This is a genomic window from Kitasatospora sp. NPDC057518, assembly GCF_042802075.1.
Lineage (GTDB): Bacteria > Actinomycetota > Actinomycetes > Streptomycetales > Streptomycetaceae > Kitasatospora.
In genome coordinates this window covers 1-13,638 of sequence record NZ_JBHVEU010000243.1, presented here as the reverse complement: position 1 = coordinate 13,638, position 13,638 = coordinate 1, and the positions used below count along the sequence as shown (strand labels likewise).

Here is a 13,638-nt window from a genome sequence, read left to right as displayed (position 1 = left end):
GCCGGCCGCGCCATGGGGAGCGTCACCAGCCACAGCGTGCGCAGCGTCCCGGCGCCCATGGTGGCGGCGGCCTCCTCGTACAGCGGGTCGATGCCGGTGAGCGCCACCCGCCCGCGCGGGACTCTGAGGTGGTGCGAACAGCACCGGTCGTGACACCACGAGCGTGACACCCTCAGGGAAGAGGAGCCGGGCAATGGTTACCGAGGTGGCCGCCTTCTGCGGCGTGGGCAAGAGCTACGGGCGGGTGCGCGCCGTGGACGGACTGGACCTCGTGCTCCGGCCGGGCGAGACCGTCGCCCTGCTCGGGCCGAACGGCGCCGGGAAGTCCACCAGCCTGGACCTGCTGCTCGGCCTGCGCGAGCCCGACCGGGGCAGCGTGACCCTGTTCGGCGGCGCCCCGCGGGCGGCGATCGAGGACGGCCGGGTCGGCGCGATGCTGCAGAGCGGCGGGCTGATGTCCGACGTCAAGGTGCGCGAGCTGGTGCAGCTCGCCTGCGACGTGCACCCGCGCGGCCGGTCGGTCACGGAGGTGCTGACCGACGCCGGGATCACCGAGTTCGCGGAGCGCCGGGTCGACAAGCTGTCCGGCGGCCAGGAGCAGCGGGTCCGCTTCGCCCTGGCCATCGCGGGCGACAACGACCTGATCGTGCTGGACGAGCCCACCACCGGCATGGACGTCAGCGTGCGGCAGTCGTTCTGGGCGAGCATGCGCGCCCAGGCCGACGCCGGGCGCACGGTGCTGTTCGCCACCCACTACCTGGAGGAGGCCGACTCGATCGCCGACCGCGTCCTGGTGCTGCACCGCGGCCGGCTGATCGCCGACGGCAGCTCGGCGGAGATCAAGGCGCGGGCCGGCGCCCGCCGGATCGCCTTCGAACTCCACGACGCGGACGGCGGGTTCGAGGAGTCCGTGCTGCGCACCCTGCCCGGCGTGCAGTCGCTGGACGTCACCGCGCGGGTCCCGGGGGTGCGGACGGTGCGGATCCGGACCGCGGACGCCGACGCCACCGCGGCCGGGATCTACCGGGCGGGGCTGTACCCGCGCGGGCTCGAGGTGGCCGGCGTGGGCCTGGAGCAGGCCTTCCTGACCATCACCGGCGAACTGGACCGCCAGGACGGCGCCCGGCGCGCCGACGAGCAGAGCACCGACGAGCAGAGCACCGACGAGCAGAGCACCGACGAGCGGAGCGCCGACAAGGAGAGCGTGCGATGACCACCCTGATCAAGCTGGAGATCCTGCGGACCCTGCGCAACCGGCGCTACCTGCTCTTCACCATCGCCTACCCGGCGCTGATGTACTTCTTCTTCATCAACGCCTACGGCTCCACCCAGCTGGCCGGCGGCCTGCCGGTGAAGACCTACTTCATGGTCTCGATGGCCACCTTCGGCGCCGTCGGCGCGGTGCTGACCGGCAGCGCGCAGCGGATCTCGCTGGAGCGCAAGAGCGGCTGGGTGCGCCAGCTGCGGCTGACCGCGCTGCCCGGCCGGGCGTACACCGTCGGCAAGATCGCGGCGACCGCGGTCACCACGCTGCCGGCGATCCTGGTGGTCTTCGCGGTCGGCGCGAGCCAGGGGGTCTCGCTGACCGTGCCGCAGTGGGCCGGACTGACGGCCGCGCTCTGGCTGGGCAGCTTCGTCTTCGCCGCGCTCGGGGTGGCGCTCGGGTACGCGGCCGCGCCGGACGCGGTGCAGCCGATCGTGATGATCACCTACATGGCGATGGCCCTGCTCGGCGGCACCTGGTTCCCGGTGAGCGGCTCGCTGGAGAAGTTCGCCCGGTTCAACCCGGTGTACCTGTACAACCAACTGGCCGGCTTCACCCGGCCCGGGCACTCCCTGGACACCGTCGCGGTCGCCGGGCTGGCCGGCTTCCTCGTGGTGTTCGCCGCCGCCGCGGCGGCGCTGTACCGCCGCGACACCCGCCAGGCATGATGACCGGCATGAGTGATGCGCGCCGGACCCACCGCACCGACGAACCGCCGGAGGCGGGAGCGGCGCGCGCCTCCTTCATGAACGTGCCCGGCTCCCCGGTGGAGACCAGGCGGCAGCTGCTGGTCAAGGTCGCCTGGATGCTGCTGTGGATGCTCTACCTGGCCTACCCGGCCGGCGACCTGCTGAGCGGCGCCCACAACACGGCCGGGACGGTGCTCGGCTGGTGCTGCCTGGCCGGGTTCGTGGGCGCCTACGTGCTGCTGGTGATCTTCCGCTCGCAGGCCGGGATGCGGCCGCGGGCCTGCCTGGCGATCGTCACGACGATGGTCGCGCTGGCCGTCGCCACCTCGGTCGTCCTCGGCTCCGCCTTCCTGACGCTGTTCATCTACGCCTCGGTGTGCGTCGCCATCATCACGCCGGCCCGGTACGCGCTGCGCGTGCTGATCGCCATGGCCGTGCTCACCGCCGTGGTCGGGGCGGCGATCGGGGCGGGCAACGACAACATCACCACCTTCGCGCTCAGCGCCTTCCTCTCCGGCGTCGCGATGACCGGGTTGCAGCGGCTGGTCGCCACCATGAAGGAGCTGCGCGAGGCCCGGGCCGCCGTCGCGCACCTGGCCGCCTCCGAGGAGCGGCTGCGGATGGCCCGCGACCTGCACGACCTGCTCGGGCACTCGCTGTCGCTGATCACCCTGAAGAGCGAGCTGGCCGGGCGGTTCATGGACGCGGGCAAGGACGAGGCGGCGCGGGCGCAGGTCGCCGACATCGAGCAGGTCGCCCGGCAGTCGCTGATCGACGTCCGGGAGGCGGTGACCGGCTTCCGCCGGCCGACCCTGCCGGTCGAGCTGGCCGCCGCCCGTACCGCGCTGGCCGCCGCGCAGGTCCGGCTGGAGGCCGCGCCGGAGCTGGTGGACGCCTGGCCGTCGCTGGCCGAGGAGGAGACGGGCGCGCTGGCCTGGGCGCTGCGCGAGGCCGTGACCAACGTCGTCCGGCACGGCGAGGGCGCCACCGTCTGCACGGTCACGGCGGACGAGAGCTGGGAGGCGAGCGGCGAGCGGTACGCCGTCCTGGAGATCGTCGACAACGGGCGCGGGCCGGGCAAGTCCCAGCCGGGCAACGGGCTGTCCGGGCTGGAGGAGCGGCTGGCGCTGGTCGGCGGGCGGCTGGAGACCGGGCCGGGGGAGCGCGGGCGGGGCTTCCGGCTGCGGGCCTCGGTGCCGCTGCGGACGGCGTCGGCGGCCGCGCCGACGCCGGTGTCGAAGCCGCTCTAGCCCGGCCCGCGGCGGCCGTCAGGCCGGGGGGAGCTCCAGGACGAAGCGGGCGCCGCGCGGGGCGTGGGCGACCCGCAGGGTGCCGCCGTGCCGCGTGGCGATGTCCGCGGCGATGGCCAGGCCCAGGCCGCTGCCGCCGGAGTCCCGGCTGCGGGCCTCGTCGAGCCGGGTGAACGGCTCGAAGATCCGCTCGCGGTCCTCCGGCGGCACGCCCGGGCCGTCGTCCCGGACCTCCAGGACGCAGCCGTGCGCGGTCCGCCGCGCGGACAGCACCACCTCGGCGGACGCGTGCCGCCGGGCGTTGTCCAGCAGGTTGCGCACCAGCCGGTGCAGCCGGATGCGGCTGCCGCGCACCGGCACCGCCTCGGGCGCGTCCACCCGCAGGGCGAGCCGGGCGCCGAGGCCGGGGCGGTACTGGTCGGCGAGCTCGCGCAGCACGGCGGACAGGTCGACGGTGGTGAGCCGGCCGGCCGTCGCCGGGTGCGCGCCCCGGGCCAGGAACAGCAGGTCCTCGGTGAGCTGCTGGAGCCGCTCGACCGAGGTGAGCGCCTCCCGGGTGGTGGCCGGCCAGTCGGTGCGGTCGGGATGCGCCAGCGACACCTCCAGATTGGTGCGCAGCGCGGCGATCGGGCTGCGCAGCTCGTGCGAGGCGTCCGCGACGAAGCGCTGCTGCTGCACGGCCGAGCGCTCCAGCCGGTCCAGGGTGGCGTTGGTGGTCCGGGCCATCCGGGTGAGCTCGTCGCCGGCGGGCGGCACCGGGACGCGGCGGTCCAGCCGGTGCTCGCCGATCTCGGCCAGTTCGGCGCGGATCGCCTCCACCGGGCGCAGCGCCCGGCTGGTCGCCGCCCAGGCCGTCAGCGCGACCAGCAGCGCGGCGGCCGGCACGCCCACCTGCAGCACCGGGTCGATGGTGTGCAGCGAGGCCTCGGCGGCGAACGGGGTGGCCAGCACGTACACGGTGAACGGGCCGACCACCGGCTTGACCGGCTGGCCGTTCTCGTCGTTCTGCCGCAGCAGCGGGCTCCAGCTGCCCAGCGCGGTGAAGGTGCGCCCCGAGTAGCGGTTGGCGGCGGCCTCCCCGGCCGGGCCGATGGCGACCCGCTGGACCGACTGCCAGTCGTCCGGCGCGAGTTTCGGTACGGCGGCGGGCGGGTCCCCGGCCAGGTGCTGGGTGGTCAGCGGGCCGCCCATGGTCAGCACCCGGCCGTCGCTGTCCAGGACGAGGTACGGCAGCCGCCCGTAGTCCGCGAGCTGCTGGCCGTGCTTGTAGCCGCTGCTGATCTCGCGGGCCTGGGCCTGGGCGTCCGCCTCGGCCGCCTCCAGCTGGGCGTCGTACATGTGGCCGCGCAGCCACCAGGCGCCGACGCCGAGCAGCAGCAGCGCGGCCAGGCCGGCCGCCAGCGAGGTGCGCAGCCGGGTGGAGAGCCTGCCGGGCACCGGTCAGGCCTCCAGCCGGTAGCCGACGCCGCGCACGGTGGTGATCGAACGGACGCCGAACGGCGCGTCCACCTTGCGGCGCAGCATGCTGACGTACACCTCGACGATGGACTCCTCGCCGTCGAAGGCGATGTCCCACACCTCGTCGACGATCCGGCGCTTGGACAGCACCTCGCCGGGGTGCTCGGCCAGGCAGCGCAGGACGGCGAACTCCCGCTCGGTGAGGGTGATCTCGGCGCCGCCCCGGCCGCAGCGGCGGCCCGCCGGGTCCAGCCAGAGGTCGCCGACCCGCAGCAGCGGGCCCGGCGTCTGGCTGCGGCGGATCAGGGCGCGCAGCCGGGCCAGGAAGACCAGGTAGGAGAACGGCTTGGTGAGGTAGTCGTCGGCGCCGGTGTCCAGGCCCTCGGCCTCGTCGTACTCGCCGTCCTTGGCGGTCAGCATCAGGATCGGGGTGGTGACGCCGTCGGCGCGCAGTGCCTCGCACACCTTGTAGCCGTTCAGGCCGGGCAGCATGATGTCGAGCACGATCGCCCGGTAGGCGTGCCGCTGGGCCAGCCGCAGGCCGGTGAGGCCGTCCGGGGCGAGGTCGACGGTGTAGCCCTCGACCTCCAGGCCGCGCCGTACGGCCGCCGCGACCTGGGCGTCGTCCTCCACCACCAGAATCTCCATGCGGATCAGGATGCCACCGGCGCCGGATCCGTTCCTTAAGCCGTCTTCAGCTTTCTCAGCCCCGCTTCAGGGGCGCGGGTGCATGCTCTCGCCGTTTCCGCCGATCAGTTCGAGTCGGTGCCTGACACGGGAGGTGCCGGCGGATGACCGTACTGGAGGGTCCTCCGTTGCCCCGCCCTCCGCTGCCCGGTCCGCCGGGGCCCGCCCGCCACCGGCGGCCGCGCCGCACGCCGCCGCCCAGCCTGGTGATGGCGGCCGGGACGGTGGTCTCCCGGGCCACCGGCTTCGTCCGCTCGGCGCTGCTGGTGGCGGTCCTCGGCTCGGGGCTGCTCGCGGACGGGTACAACGTGGCCAACACGGTGCCCAACCTGCTGTTCGTGCTGCTGATCGGCGGCGCCCTGAACACCGCGCTGGTGCCCCACCTGGTGCGCGCCGCCAAGGAGTCGGCGGACGGCGGGGCGGCGCACGTCGACCGGCTGGTGACGGTGCTGGTGGTCACCCTGCTGGTGCTGACGGCGGTGGTGGTGCCGGGCGCGCCGTACCTCGTGCGGGCCTACACCGCGTACGGCGGTGCGCAGTTGGACCGGACGGTGCTGCTGGCGTACCTGTGCCTGCCGCAGGTGTTCTTCTACGGGCTGTTCACCGTGCTCGGCCAACTCCTCAACGCCCGGCAGCGGTTCGCGCCGATGGCCTGGGCGCCGGTGCTCAACAACCTGGTGGTGATCGGGGTGTTCGCCGGGTACCTCGGCCAACGGTCCTTCTCCACGGCCGACGTGACCGTGCTCGGGGCCGGTACGACGGCCGGGGTGGTGGCGCAGAGCCTGGTGCTGCTGCCCTGCCTGCGGGCCGCCGGGGTGCGGCCCCGGCCGCGCTGGGACTGGCGGCAGGCCGGGCTCGGCGAGCCGCTGCGGGCCGCCGGGTGGACGCTGCTGCTGGTGCTCGGCGACCAGGTGGGCTACTGGGTGGTGACCCGGCTGTCGACCTCCGTCGGCTCGCGGGCCGCCGAGGCCGGGCTGCCGGGCGTCGGGTACACCGCGTACAGCAGCGCGTACCTGCTGTGGATCGTGCCGCACGGGGTGGTCACGGTGTCGGTGGTGACGGCGGTCGTCCCCGCGCTCACCGCCGCCGCCGACTCCCCGCGGGCCGTCCGCGCGCTGCTCGCCCGCACCGTCCGCACCATCGCGGTGGTCACCGTCCCGGCGGCCTGCGCGTTCGCGGTCCTCGCACCGCAGCTGTGCGCGCTCGCCTTCGGGCACGGGAGCACCGGCGCCGACGACGTACGGGCCATCGCCGGGATGCTGACCGCCTTCGCGCCCGGCCTGGTCCTGTACTCCGCCGGCTACGCGCTGACCCGCGTCTTCTACGCGCTCGGCGACAGCCGTACGCCCTTCCTGCTCAACCTGCTGCCGGTCGCCGCCACGGCGCTGGGGGCGGTGCTCTGCCACCGGCTGCTGCCGCTGCGCTGGGCCGTCACCGGGATGGCCGGCTGCTACGGGGCGTCGTTCCTGCTCACCTGCGCGGCCGCCGCCCTGCTGCTGCGCCGGCGGCTCGGGCCGCTGCGGGTCCTGGGAGCCCACGGGAAGCCGCTGCTGGCCGCCCTGCCGGCCGCCGCGGGCGCCTGGTGGGCCACCCGGTACGGCCTCCTGCCGGCCGCCGCCGCCCTCGCCGTCGGCTACCTCCTGCTCGCCCACCTCCTCCGGATCGAAGAACTGTCCGTCCTCACCACACGATTGCGCAGGCGCCCATGACCCTCCTCCCCAGCGACGTCGCCCGGGTCCTCGACTTCCTCCTCCCCGAGGGCCACCCCCTGCGCGCCCAGGTCCCGCACCTGCGCGTCGAGTCCCGCTGCCGGTGCGGCTGCAGCACCGCCCTGTTCGCCGGCGTCCAGGACGGCGCCCGCTCGGAGGTGGTCGCCGAGGCGGCGATCGGCTCCGACGGCGAGATCCTGCTCTTCGCCGAGGACGGCCGGCTCTCCTGGCTGGAGGTCTGCTCCTGGACCGACCCCAAGCTCACCCTCGTCGACGCCGCCCGCTACCTCGGCGGGGAACCCGGGCGGCCGGAGTGAGCGTCGTACCGGGCATGCCCACCGTTCTCATCCTCGGCTTCGACCCGCACACCGTCCCCGGCGTGGACGGCGACGCGGTGCGGGCCCTCCTCGACGCCGAACTCGCCCGCTTCACCGAGCACGGCATCGACGCCGCCGTGACCCTGGTCGCCCCCGACGACACCGCCGAACCCGCCGTCGTGGCGGCCCTCGCCGGGCGCCGCTGGGACGTCGTCGTCATCGGCGGCGGCATCCGCAAGCCCGAACCGGCGCTGCCGTTCTTCGAGGCGGTCGTCAACCTGGTCCGCCGTCACGCCCCGCAGGCGGCCGTCGCCTTCAACACCAGCCCCGCCGACAGCGTCGAGGCCGCCCGCCGCTGGCTGCCGTAGCGGGGCGCCGGCCCGGCCTTCAGCCCGCGCCGGGCCCGCGCTCAGCCGAGGTCGCCCAGGGGGCGGCGGTAGGCGAGGGCGGGGCGGTCGGCGAGGAGGAACCGGTGGCTGAGCGCGAAGCCGTTGCGGGCGAGGACGGCCTGGGAGGCGGGGTTGTCGACGGTGGTGACGGCGGTCAGGACGGTCAGGCCGTAGGCGGTGGCCGCGAGGCGGCAGGCCTCGGCGACGGCGGCCTTCGCGACGCCGCGGCCGGCGGCCGATTCGGCGATCCGGTAGCCGAGTTCGGCGCTGCCGTCGGCGAGGTCGACGAGGTTGGCGCGGCCGACCAGCCCGCCGGCCGCGTCGAGCACCACGTGGAACCGGCAGGTGCCCTCGGCCTGTTCGGCGAGGAGGGCGGCGTGGCGGTCCGCGAAGCCGGCGAAGTAGGCGTCGCCGCGGTCCGGGATGCTGCGGGCGAAGTACGCGCGGTTGGCGCGTTCGAAGGCCAGCAGGGCCTCGGCGTGGTCGGGGCGCAGGGGTTCCAGGGTGATCATCGCGCCAGTCTGGCCCGCAGCGCCCCGGTGAACCACCGGAATACCCCGGTGAGGCTCTCCGGGACGGGCCAGCCGTTGATGACCGCCAGCAGCTGCCAGTAGCGCTCGGCGCGCGGGTCGTCGGCGCTCTCCAGGCGGTCGAGCAGCCAGCGCCGCAACCCGGCGTCGTCGGGACGGCCGAAGGTCTCGGCGTAGGCGGCGGTGAGGGCGTCGAGGACGGGGCCGGCCGCGGGGGAGGCGGGGTCGGTGCCGGCGGCCAGCGCCGCACCGACCACGGACCGTACGGTCTCGGTGAGCGCGTGGTGCAGCCCGCCGCGGTCGCCCTCGGCCCGTTCGGCGGCCTGCTGTTCGGCCATTCGCCGGACGGCCGCGCGGAAGTCCGGGTCCTGGACGAGTTCGCCGAGTTCGACCCAGGCCTCGACCTGCTCCGTCCGTGGCTCGTCCGGCAGTTCGGGCATGGCGGAGCGCATCATGGCGACGAACTCGGGGTTGGCGTCCAGGCCGCCGAAGGCCTCGTCGACGAAGTCCTGGACCAGGCGCCGGCGTTCGGCGTCGGAGAGTTTGGCGAGCTTGTGCATGAGTCCCATCTCCTCGGGTGTGGAAGCGCGTTGGGCGACGGCGAGCAGAACCGCCCGGCGCAGCCGGAGGGTGCGGATCTGCACCTCCAGCGCCTCGGCGTGTGCGGCGGCCACCTCGTGCAGCGGGGCCTCCCGTTCCAGCACCCGGCGGATCGCGGGCAGGTCGAGCCCGAGTTCGCGCAGGGTGCGGACGAGGTCCAGCCGGGCGAGGGCGTGCACGTCGTACAGCCGGTAGCCGGCGGCGCTGCGCCCGGTGGGCGGGACGAGGCCGGTGTCGGCGTAGAACCGGATGGTCTTGACGGTGAGTCCGGTGCGCCGGGCGAGGTCGCCGATCGGGTAGAGCGTTTCGCTGCCGTCCATGGGGACCACTCTGGACTCTCCCCTTACCGGAGACGCAAGCCCGCGGCCCTCTAAGGTCGTGGCCATGAACGACACTGACAGCGGGGCCTCGATCCGCGTGCTGCTCGCCGAGGACCAGGGGATGGTCCGGGAAGCGCTGGCCGCGCTGCTCGGGCTGGAGGGGGACATCGACGTCGTCGCGCAGGTCGGCCGCGGGGACGAGGTGGTGGCGGCGGTGCTCGCGAACGACGTGCAGGTCGCCGTGCTGGACATCGAGATGCCGGGGATGACGGGCATCGAGGCGGCCGCCGAGCTGCGCGACCGGGCGCCCCGGACCAAGGTGGTCATCGCGACGACCTTCGGCCGGCCCGGCTACCTGCGCCGGGCGATGGAGTCGGGCGCGGACGCGTTCCTGGTGAAGGACGCGCCGGCCGCCGAGCTGGCGGAGGCGATCCGCCGGGTGCTGCGCGGCGAGCGGGTGATCGACCCGGTGCTGGCCGCCGCCGCGCTGGCCGAGGGCGCCAACCCGCTGACCCCGCGCGAGCGGGATGTGCTGGGCGCGGCCGCCGACGGCGCGGTGAACGCGGACATCGCCCGGCGGCTGCACCTGTCCGAGGGGACGGTGCGCAACTACCTGTCGATGGCGATCCAGAAGACCGAGGCCCGCAACCGCACCGAGGCGGTCCGGATCGCCCGGGAGAAGGGCTGGCTGTAGGGCCCGTCTTCAAGCCCCCGGCGTCGGCCCGCAGGCGGGGGTCAGTTGAGCCGGTGCCGGGCCGCCCGGGCCTCCTGCCGGACCTTGGCGGCGGTGTCCGGGTCGAAGGCGTCGAGGATCTGCGCGTAGGCGTCCATCTCCGCCGAGCCGCCGAGGAAGTCCCCGGTGCGGACGAGGAGTTCGGCCCGTTCCAGGCGCAGCTGGGCGGGGTGCCGGGGCAGCAGCAGGGCGAGTTCGGTGGCCCAGAGCTGGGTGCGGGCGTGCTCGGGGCGGTCGGCGGCCCAGAGCCGGATGTTGCCGAGCACCCGCAGCACGACCTCCAGCGGCTGGGCCGGGGTGAGCAGGGCGGGGGTGAACTCCGCCCCGGCGGCGGCGACCAGCCGTTCGACGTCCGCCGGGTCGAGCAGCCGCCCGCCGTGGAACGGGTCGGCCAGGACGTAGTCCTCGCCGCCGGCCGGGCCGCCCACCGCGACGATGAAGTGGCCGGGCAGCGCGATGCCGTGGACGGTCAGCCCGGCCCGCCGGCCGACCGCCATCCACACCAGGGAGAGCGTGATCGGCAGCCCGCGCCGGCGCCGCAGCACCTCGGGCAGCAGCGAGGACTCCAGCCGCCGGTAGTCCGACTGCCGCCCGTGGAAGCGCTCCCGCCCGCCGAGCACCGCGGCGAGCAGGGCGGCGGTCTCCTCCGGCCCGGTCGGCGCCCGCTCGGCGACGGCCGTCCGGACCGCCGCCGCGTGCCGCTCGAACGCGGCCTCGCAGGCGGCGAGCAGCGCGTCCACGCCCGGCGGTTCGCCGGGGTCGCCGGGGTCGGGCACCATGCCGTGCTCGGCGGCGGCGAGCAGGCACAGCAGCACCGGGTCGGGCTGCTCGGCGCGGGCGGCGGTCCGGAAGCGGTCTCTGCTCTGCTCGGTCACGGTGACGGCGACGGCTTTCGTACGGCGGACGGACAAGGCGGCGGACGGACGATCGGGCGGGCGATCGGACGAACGGACGGACGGTACGGCCTGGCGGCTACCCCTGGGGGAGGAGCGCGTAGTGGTAAGTGTGACTGGTCGTGAAGCCGAGTCCGTCATAGAGCGCGATCGCCCCCGCGTTCTCCGCCTCGACCTGGAGGTAGCCGCCGCTCGCCCCCTCCTCGGCCGCGCGCGAGGCGAGCACCGCCATGACCGTCGTCGCCAGTCCGGCCCGCCGGGCGTACGGCTGGACCTCGATCGCGCCGAAGCAGGCCCAGGCGCCCTCGATGACGCAGCGTCCGATCGCCAGCGGCGGCTGCCCGGGGGCGCCCGGCACGGTGGCGAACCAGACCGAGGGCCCGCCGTGCAGCACCCGCCGGGCCGCCTCCTCCACCGCCGGGTCGCCGCTCACCCGCCGGTACACCGACAGCCACCGGTCGTCCGCGGTCCGCGCGAGGCGCACCCTGTCGTGCCCGGCGCCGGCCCGGGCGAGCCCGGCCAGCGGGGCGGTGCGGACCAGGGTGGGCGCGTACCCGGCGCCGAGCCGGTCGAGTTCGGCGACCAGCGCCGGGGGCGAGCCGGGGGAGATCACCTCGACGTACGCGGGCAGTCCGCGCGCCGCGTACCAGGCGCGGACGGCCGCCAGCGCCCGGGGCAGCGGCAGCCCCGGGTCCCCGAGCGCCTGGACGGAGTTGGCCCGCCGGGTGAACCCGGCGGCGGCGCGCAGCGTCCACTCGCCGAGCGGCTCCTGCTCGACGGCCGGCCAGCCGCGGCCCGCGATCCGCTGCAGTTCGACCGGCTCGGTGACCGGCAACGGGACGCGCCGGGCCGGGAACGGCGGCACGGTCTTGCCTGCGACCAGCAGCTTCTCCGGCAAGAACACCGGATCGCCGGTTCGAGGGGCGATCGTCAACCCATGATCGTCCCACGATGTGAGCACGCCGATCGAATCCCGGAACACCGGCCGGTCGTCCACGAACTCCGCGAGGCGGCGGACGGACACGCGTCGTCCCACGTCAGAGCGGTCTATCCGGACTTCCGGACGGTCGCCGACCGGGTCGTGCGTCGCCATCTGGCCACCTCCTGTGCATTTGCGGTCTCCGACCCGCGATACTAGGGGCGGGCATCGACGACGCCGCGCTCACCGCGCACGGCAGCAGAACAGAACGGGCCACCAGGCCCTTCCGAGGAGGAACGACAGCGTGACCTACGTCATCGCGCAGCCTTGTGTCGACGTGAAGGACAAGGCGTGCATCGAAGAGTGCCCGGTTGACTGCATCTACGAGGGCGAGCGATCGCTCTACATCCACCCGGATGAGTGTGTCGACTGTGGCGCGTGCGAGCCGGTCTGCCCGGTCGAGGCGATCTTCTACGAGGACGACACTCCGGAGGAGTGGAAGGACTACTACAAGGCGAACGTCGAGTTCTTCGACGACCTGGGTTCCCCCGGCGGCGCCTCCAAGCTCGGTCTGATCGAGCGTGACCACCCGTTCATCGCCGCTCTGCCGCCGCAGAACGCCGACCACTGACGATCGGTGGCACAACAGCTGTGAGTACCAACAGCACGCGCGCGCCGTTCCCGGGTCACCCGGGGGCGGCGCGCCGCGTTTCGGACAAGCTCCCCGTCTTCCCCTGGGACAAGCTGGAGCCGTACAAGGCGACCGCCCTGGCCCACCCCGGCGGGCTCTGCGACTTCTCCGTCGGCACCCCGGTGGACCCGGTCCCCGAGGTGATCCAGAAGGCGCTGGCCGCGCACACCGACACCCCCGGCTACCCGACCGTCTGGGGCCCGCTGGAGCTGCGCGAGGCGATCGCCGGCTGGCTGCACCGCCGCCTCGGCGCGGAGACCGGCCCGCAGGCCGTGCTCCCGACCGTCGGCTCCAAGGAGCTGGTGGCCTGGCTGCCGACCCAGCTCGGCCTCGGCCCCGGCGACCAGGTCGCCTACCCGCGCCTGGCCTACCCGACCTACGAGGTGGGCGCCCGGCTGTGCGGCGCCGAGCCGGTCGAGTACGACTCGGTGGACGAGCTGGACGGCTCCCGGGTGCGCCTGCTCTGGGTGAACTCGCCGTCCAACCCGACCGGCCGGGTGCTGGGCGCGGACGAGCTGCGCCGGGCCGTCGAGTGGGCCAGGGAGCACGGGGCGCTGCTGGTCAGCGACGAGTGCTACCTGGAGCTGGGCTGGGAGGCCGAGCCGGTCTCCGTCCTGCACCCGGACGTCTGCGGCGACGGCCACGAGGGCCTGCTGGCCGTCCACTCGCTCTCCAAGCGCTCCAACCTGGCCGGCTACCGCGCCTCCTTCGTGGCGGGCGACCCGGTGGTGGTCAGGGAGCTGCTGGAGGTGCGCAAGCACGGCGGCATGATCGTGCCGGCGCCGGTCCAGGCGGCGACGGTCGCCGCGCTCGCGGACGACGCCCACGTGGCCGAGCAGCGCGAGCGGTACGCGGCCCGGCGCTCGGCGCTGCGGGCGGCGCTGGAGGCGTACGGCTTCCGGATCGAGCACTCCGAGGCGAGCCTCTACCTGTGGGCGACCCAGGACCGCCCGTGCTGGGAGACCGTGGCCGAACTGGCCGGGCTGGGCATCCTGGTGGCGCCCGGCGACTTCTACGGGCCGGCCGGCGACCGCTTCGTGCGGGTCGCGTTCACGGCGACCGACGAGCGGGTCGCCGCGGCCGTGGAGCGGCTGGGCGCGGCGAGCTGACCGCGACCGCGCCGAGCTCGGCGCGCCGACCGTAGCGGGCGACCGTACGGCGAAGGGGGCCGGTGTCACGGACACCGGCC

15 protein-coding genes are annotated in these 13,638 nt (G+C 74.8%); 9 read left to right on the top strand and 6 right to left on the bottom strand.

Annotated features, from left to right (window positions below):
- Positions 1 to 193: 193 nt before the first annotated feature.
- The 3 genes from ACFU7Z_RS23875 to ACFU7Z_RS23865 are packed head-to-tail and all read left to right on the top strand — an operon-like array spanning position 194 to position 3,203.
- Positions 194 to 1,213, top strand: a complete 1,020-nt coding sequence (locus tag ACFU7Z_RS23875) for an ABC transporter ATP-binding protein (protein WP_380779490.1) — start codon at positions 194 to 196, stop codon at positions 1,211 to 1,213.
- Positions 1,210 to 1,932 (top strand): ABC transporter permease, encoded by a 723-nt coding sequence (locus ACFU7Z_RS23870; RefSeq protein ID WP_049658004.1) that lies wholly within the window; start codon positions 1,210 to 1,212, stop codon positions 1,930 to 1,932. The genes ACFU7Z_RS23875 and ACFU7Z_RS23870 overlap by 4 nt, the downstream gene beginning before the upstream one ends.
- A gap of 8 nt (positions 1,933 to 1,940) precedes the next feature.
- Positions 1,941 to 3,203 (top strand): sensor histidine kinase, encoded by a 1,263-nt coding sequence (locus ACFU7Z_RS23865; protein ID WP_380779488.1) that lies wholly within the window; start codon positions 1,941 to 1,943, stop codon positions 3,201 to 3,203.
- A gap of 18 nt (positions 3,204 to 3,221) precedes the next feature.
- On the opposite strand, the gene ACFU7Z_RS23860 is transcribed toward ACFU7Z_RS23865, so the two are convergent.
- A complete protein-coding gene (locus ACFU7Z_RS23860) occupies positions 3,222 to 4,640 on the bottom strand; it encodes a cell wall metabolism sensor histidine kinase WalK (protein ID WP_117489424.1) in 1,419 nt (472 codons plus the stop codon).
- Between the two features lie 3 nt (positions 4,641 to 4,643).
- Positions 4,644 to 5,309: a response regulator transcription factor gene (locus ACFU7Z_RS23855; RefSeq protein ID WP_049657347.1), complete on the bottom strand. Its 666-nt coding sequence runs from the start codon at positions 5,307 to 5,309 to the stop codon at positions 4,644 to 4,646.
- A 143-nt stretch (positions 5,310 to 5,452) separates the two neighbouring features.
- Between ACFU7Z_RS23855 and murJ the strand changes: the two genes are divergently transcribed.
- Genes murJ through ACFU7Z_RS23840 form a run of 3 tightly spaced genes read left to right on the top strand, consistent with a single transcriptional unit; the run spans position 5,453 to position 7,742 of the window.
- Positions 5,453 to 7,057 (top strand): murein biosynthesis integral membrane protein MurJ, encoded by a 1,605-nt coding sequence (gene murJ / locus ACFU7Z_RS23850; protein WP_380779485.1) that lies wholly within the window; start codon positions 5,453 to 5,455, stop codon positions 7,055 to 7,057.
- Positions 7,054 to 7,374 (top strand): hypothetical protein, encoded by a 321-nt coding sequence (locus tag ACFU7Z_RS23845; RefSeq protein ID WP_049657348.1) that lies wholly within the window; start codon positions 7,054 to 7,056, stop codon positions 7,372 to 7,374. Before murJ ends, ACFU7Z_RS23845 begins: the two co-directional genes overlap by 4 nt.
- Before the next feature lie 14 nt (positions 7,375 to 7,388).
- Positions 7,389 to 7,742: a hypothetical protein gene (locus ACFU7Z_RS23840; protein ID WP_117489428.1), complete on the top strand. Its 354-nt coding sequence runs from the start codon at positions 7,389 to 7,391 to the stop codon at positions 7,740 to 7,742.
- Between the two features lie 41 nt (positions 7,743 to 7,783).
- Here ACFU7Z_RS23840 and ACFU7Z_RS23835 read toward each other — a convergent pair whose 3' ends face one another.
- Positions 7,784 to 8,275, bottom strand: coding sequence for a GNAT family N-acetyltransferase (locus tag ACFU7Z_RS23835; RefSeq protein ID WP_074001366.1), 492 nt, complete (start codon positions 8,273 to 8,275; stop codon positions 7,784 to 7,786).
- Complete coding sequence (locus ACFU7Z_RS23830) at positions 8,272 to 9,213, bottom strand: MerR family transcriptional regulator (protein WP_380779483.1); 942 nt, start codon at positions 9,211 to 9,213, stop codon at positions 8,272 to 8,274. The genes ACFU7Z_RS23835 and ACFU7Z_RS23830 overlap by 4 nt, the downstream gene beginning before the upstream one ends.
- Positions 9,214 to 9,277: 64 nt before the next feature.
- Between ACFU7Z_RS23830 and ACFU7Z_RS23825 the strand changes: the two genes are divergently transcribed.
- Positions 9,278 to 9,907, top strand: coding sequence for a response regulator transcription factor (locus tag ACFU7Z_RS23825; protein WP_074001368.1), 630 nt, complete (start codon positions 9,278 to 9,280; stop codon positions 9,905 to 9,907).
- Between the two features lie 41 nt (positions 9,908 to 9,948).
- On the opposite strand, the gene ACFU7Z_RS23820 is transcribed toward ACFU7Z_RS23825, so the two are convergent.
- Positions 9,949 to 10,821: a transglutaminase-like domain-containing protein gene (locus ACFU7Z_RS23820; RefSeq protein WP_074001369.1), complete on the bottom strand. Its 873-nt coding sequence runs from the start codon at positions 10,819 to 10,821 to the stop codon at positions 9,949 to 9,951.
- A 97-nt stretch (positions 10,822 to 10,918) separates the two neighbouring features.
- Positions 10,919 to 11,773, bottom strand: coding sequence for a GNAT family N-acetyltransferase (locus ACFU7Z_RS23815; protein WP_380779481.1), 855 nt, complete (start codon positions 11,771 to 11,773; stop codon positions 10,919 to 10,921).
- Positions 11,774 to 12,062: 289 nt separating this feature from the next.
- Here ACFU7Z_RS23815 and fdxA point away from each other — a divergent pair, with 289 nt between their 5' ends.
- Together fdxA and dapC are read left to right on the top strand one after the other, a co-directional pair.
- Positions 12,063 to 12,389 carry a ferredoxin gene (gene fdxA, locus ACFU7Z_RS23810; RefSeq protein ID WP_030061559.1) on the top strand — a complete coding sequence of 109 codons (327 nt, stop codon included), beginning with the start codon at positions 12,063 to 12,065 and terminating at the stop codon, positions 12,387 to 12,389.
- A 20-nt stretch (positions 12,390 to 12,409) separates the two neighbouring features.
- Complete coding sequence (dapC, locus tag ACFU7Z_RS23805) at positions 12,410 to 13,558, top strand: succinyldiaminopimelate transaminase (RefSeq protein ID WP_074001371.1); 1,149 nt, start codon at positions 12,410 to 12,412, stop codon at positions 13,556 to 13,558.
- The last annotated feature ends 80 nt before the right edge of the window (positions 13,559 to 13,638 follow it).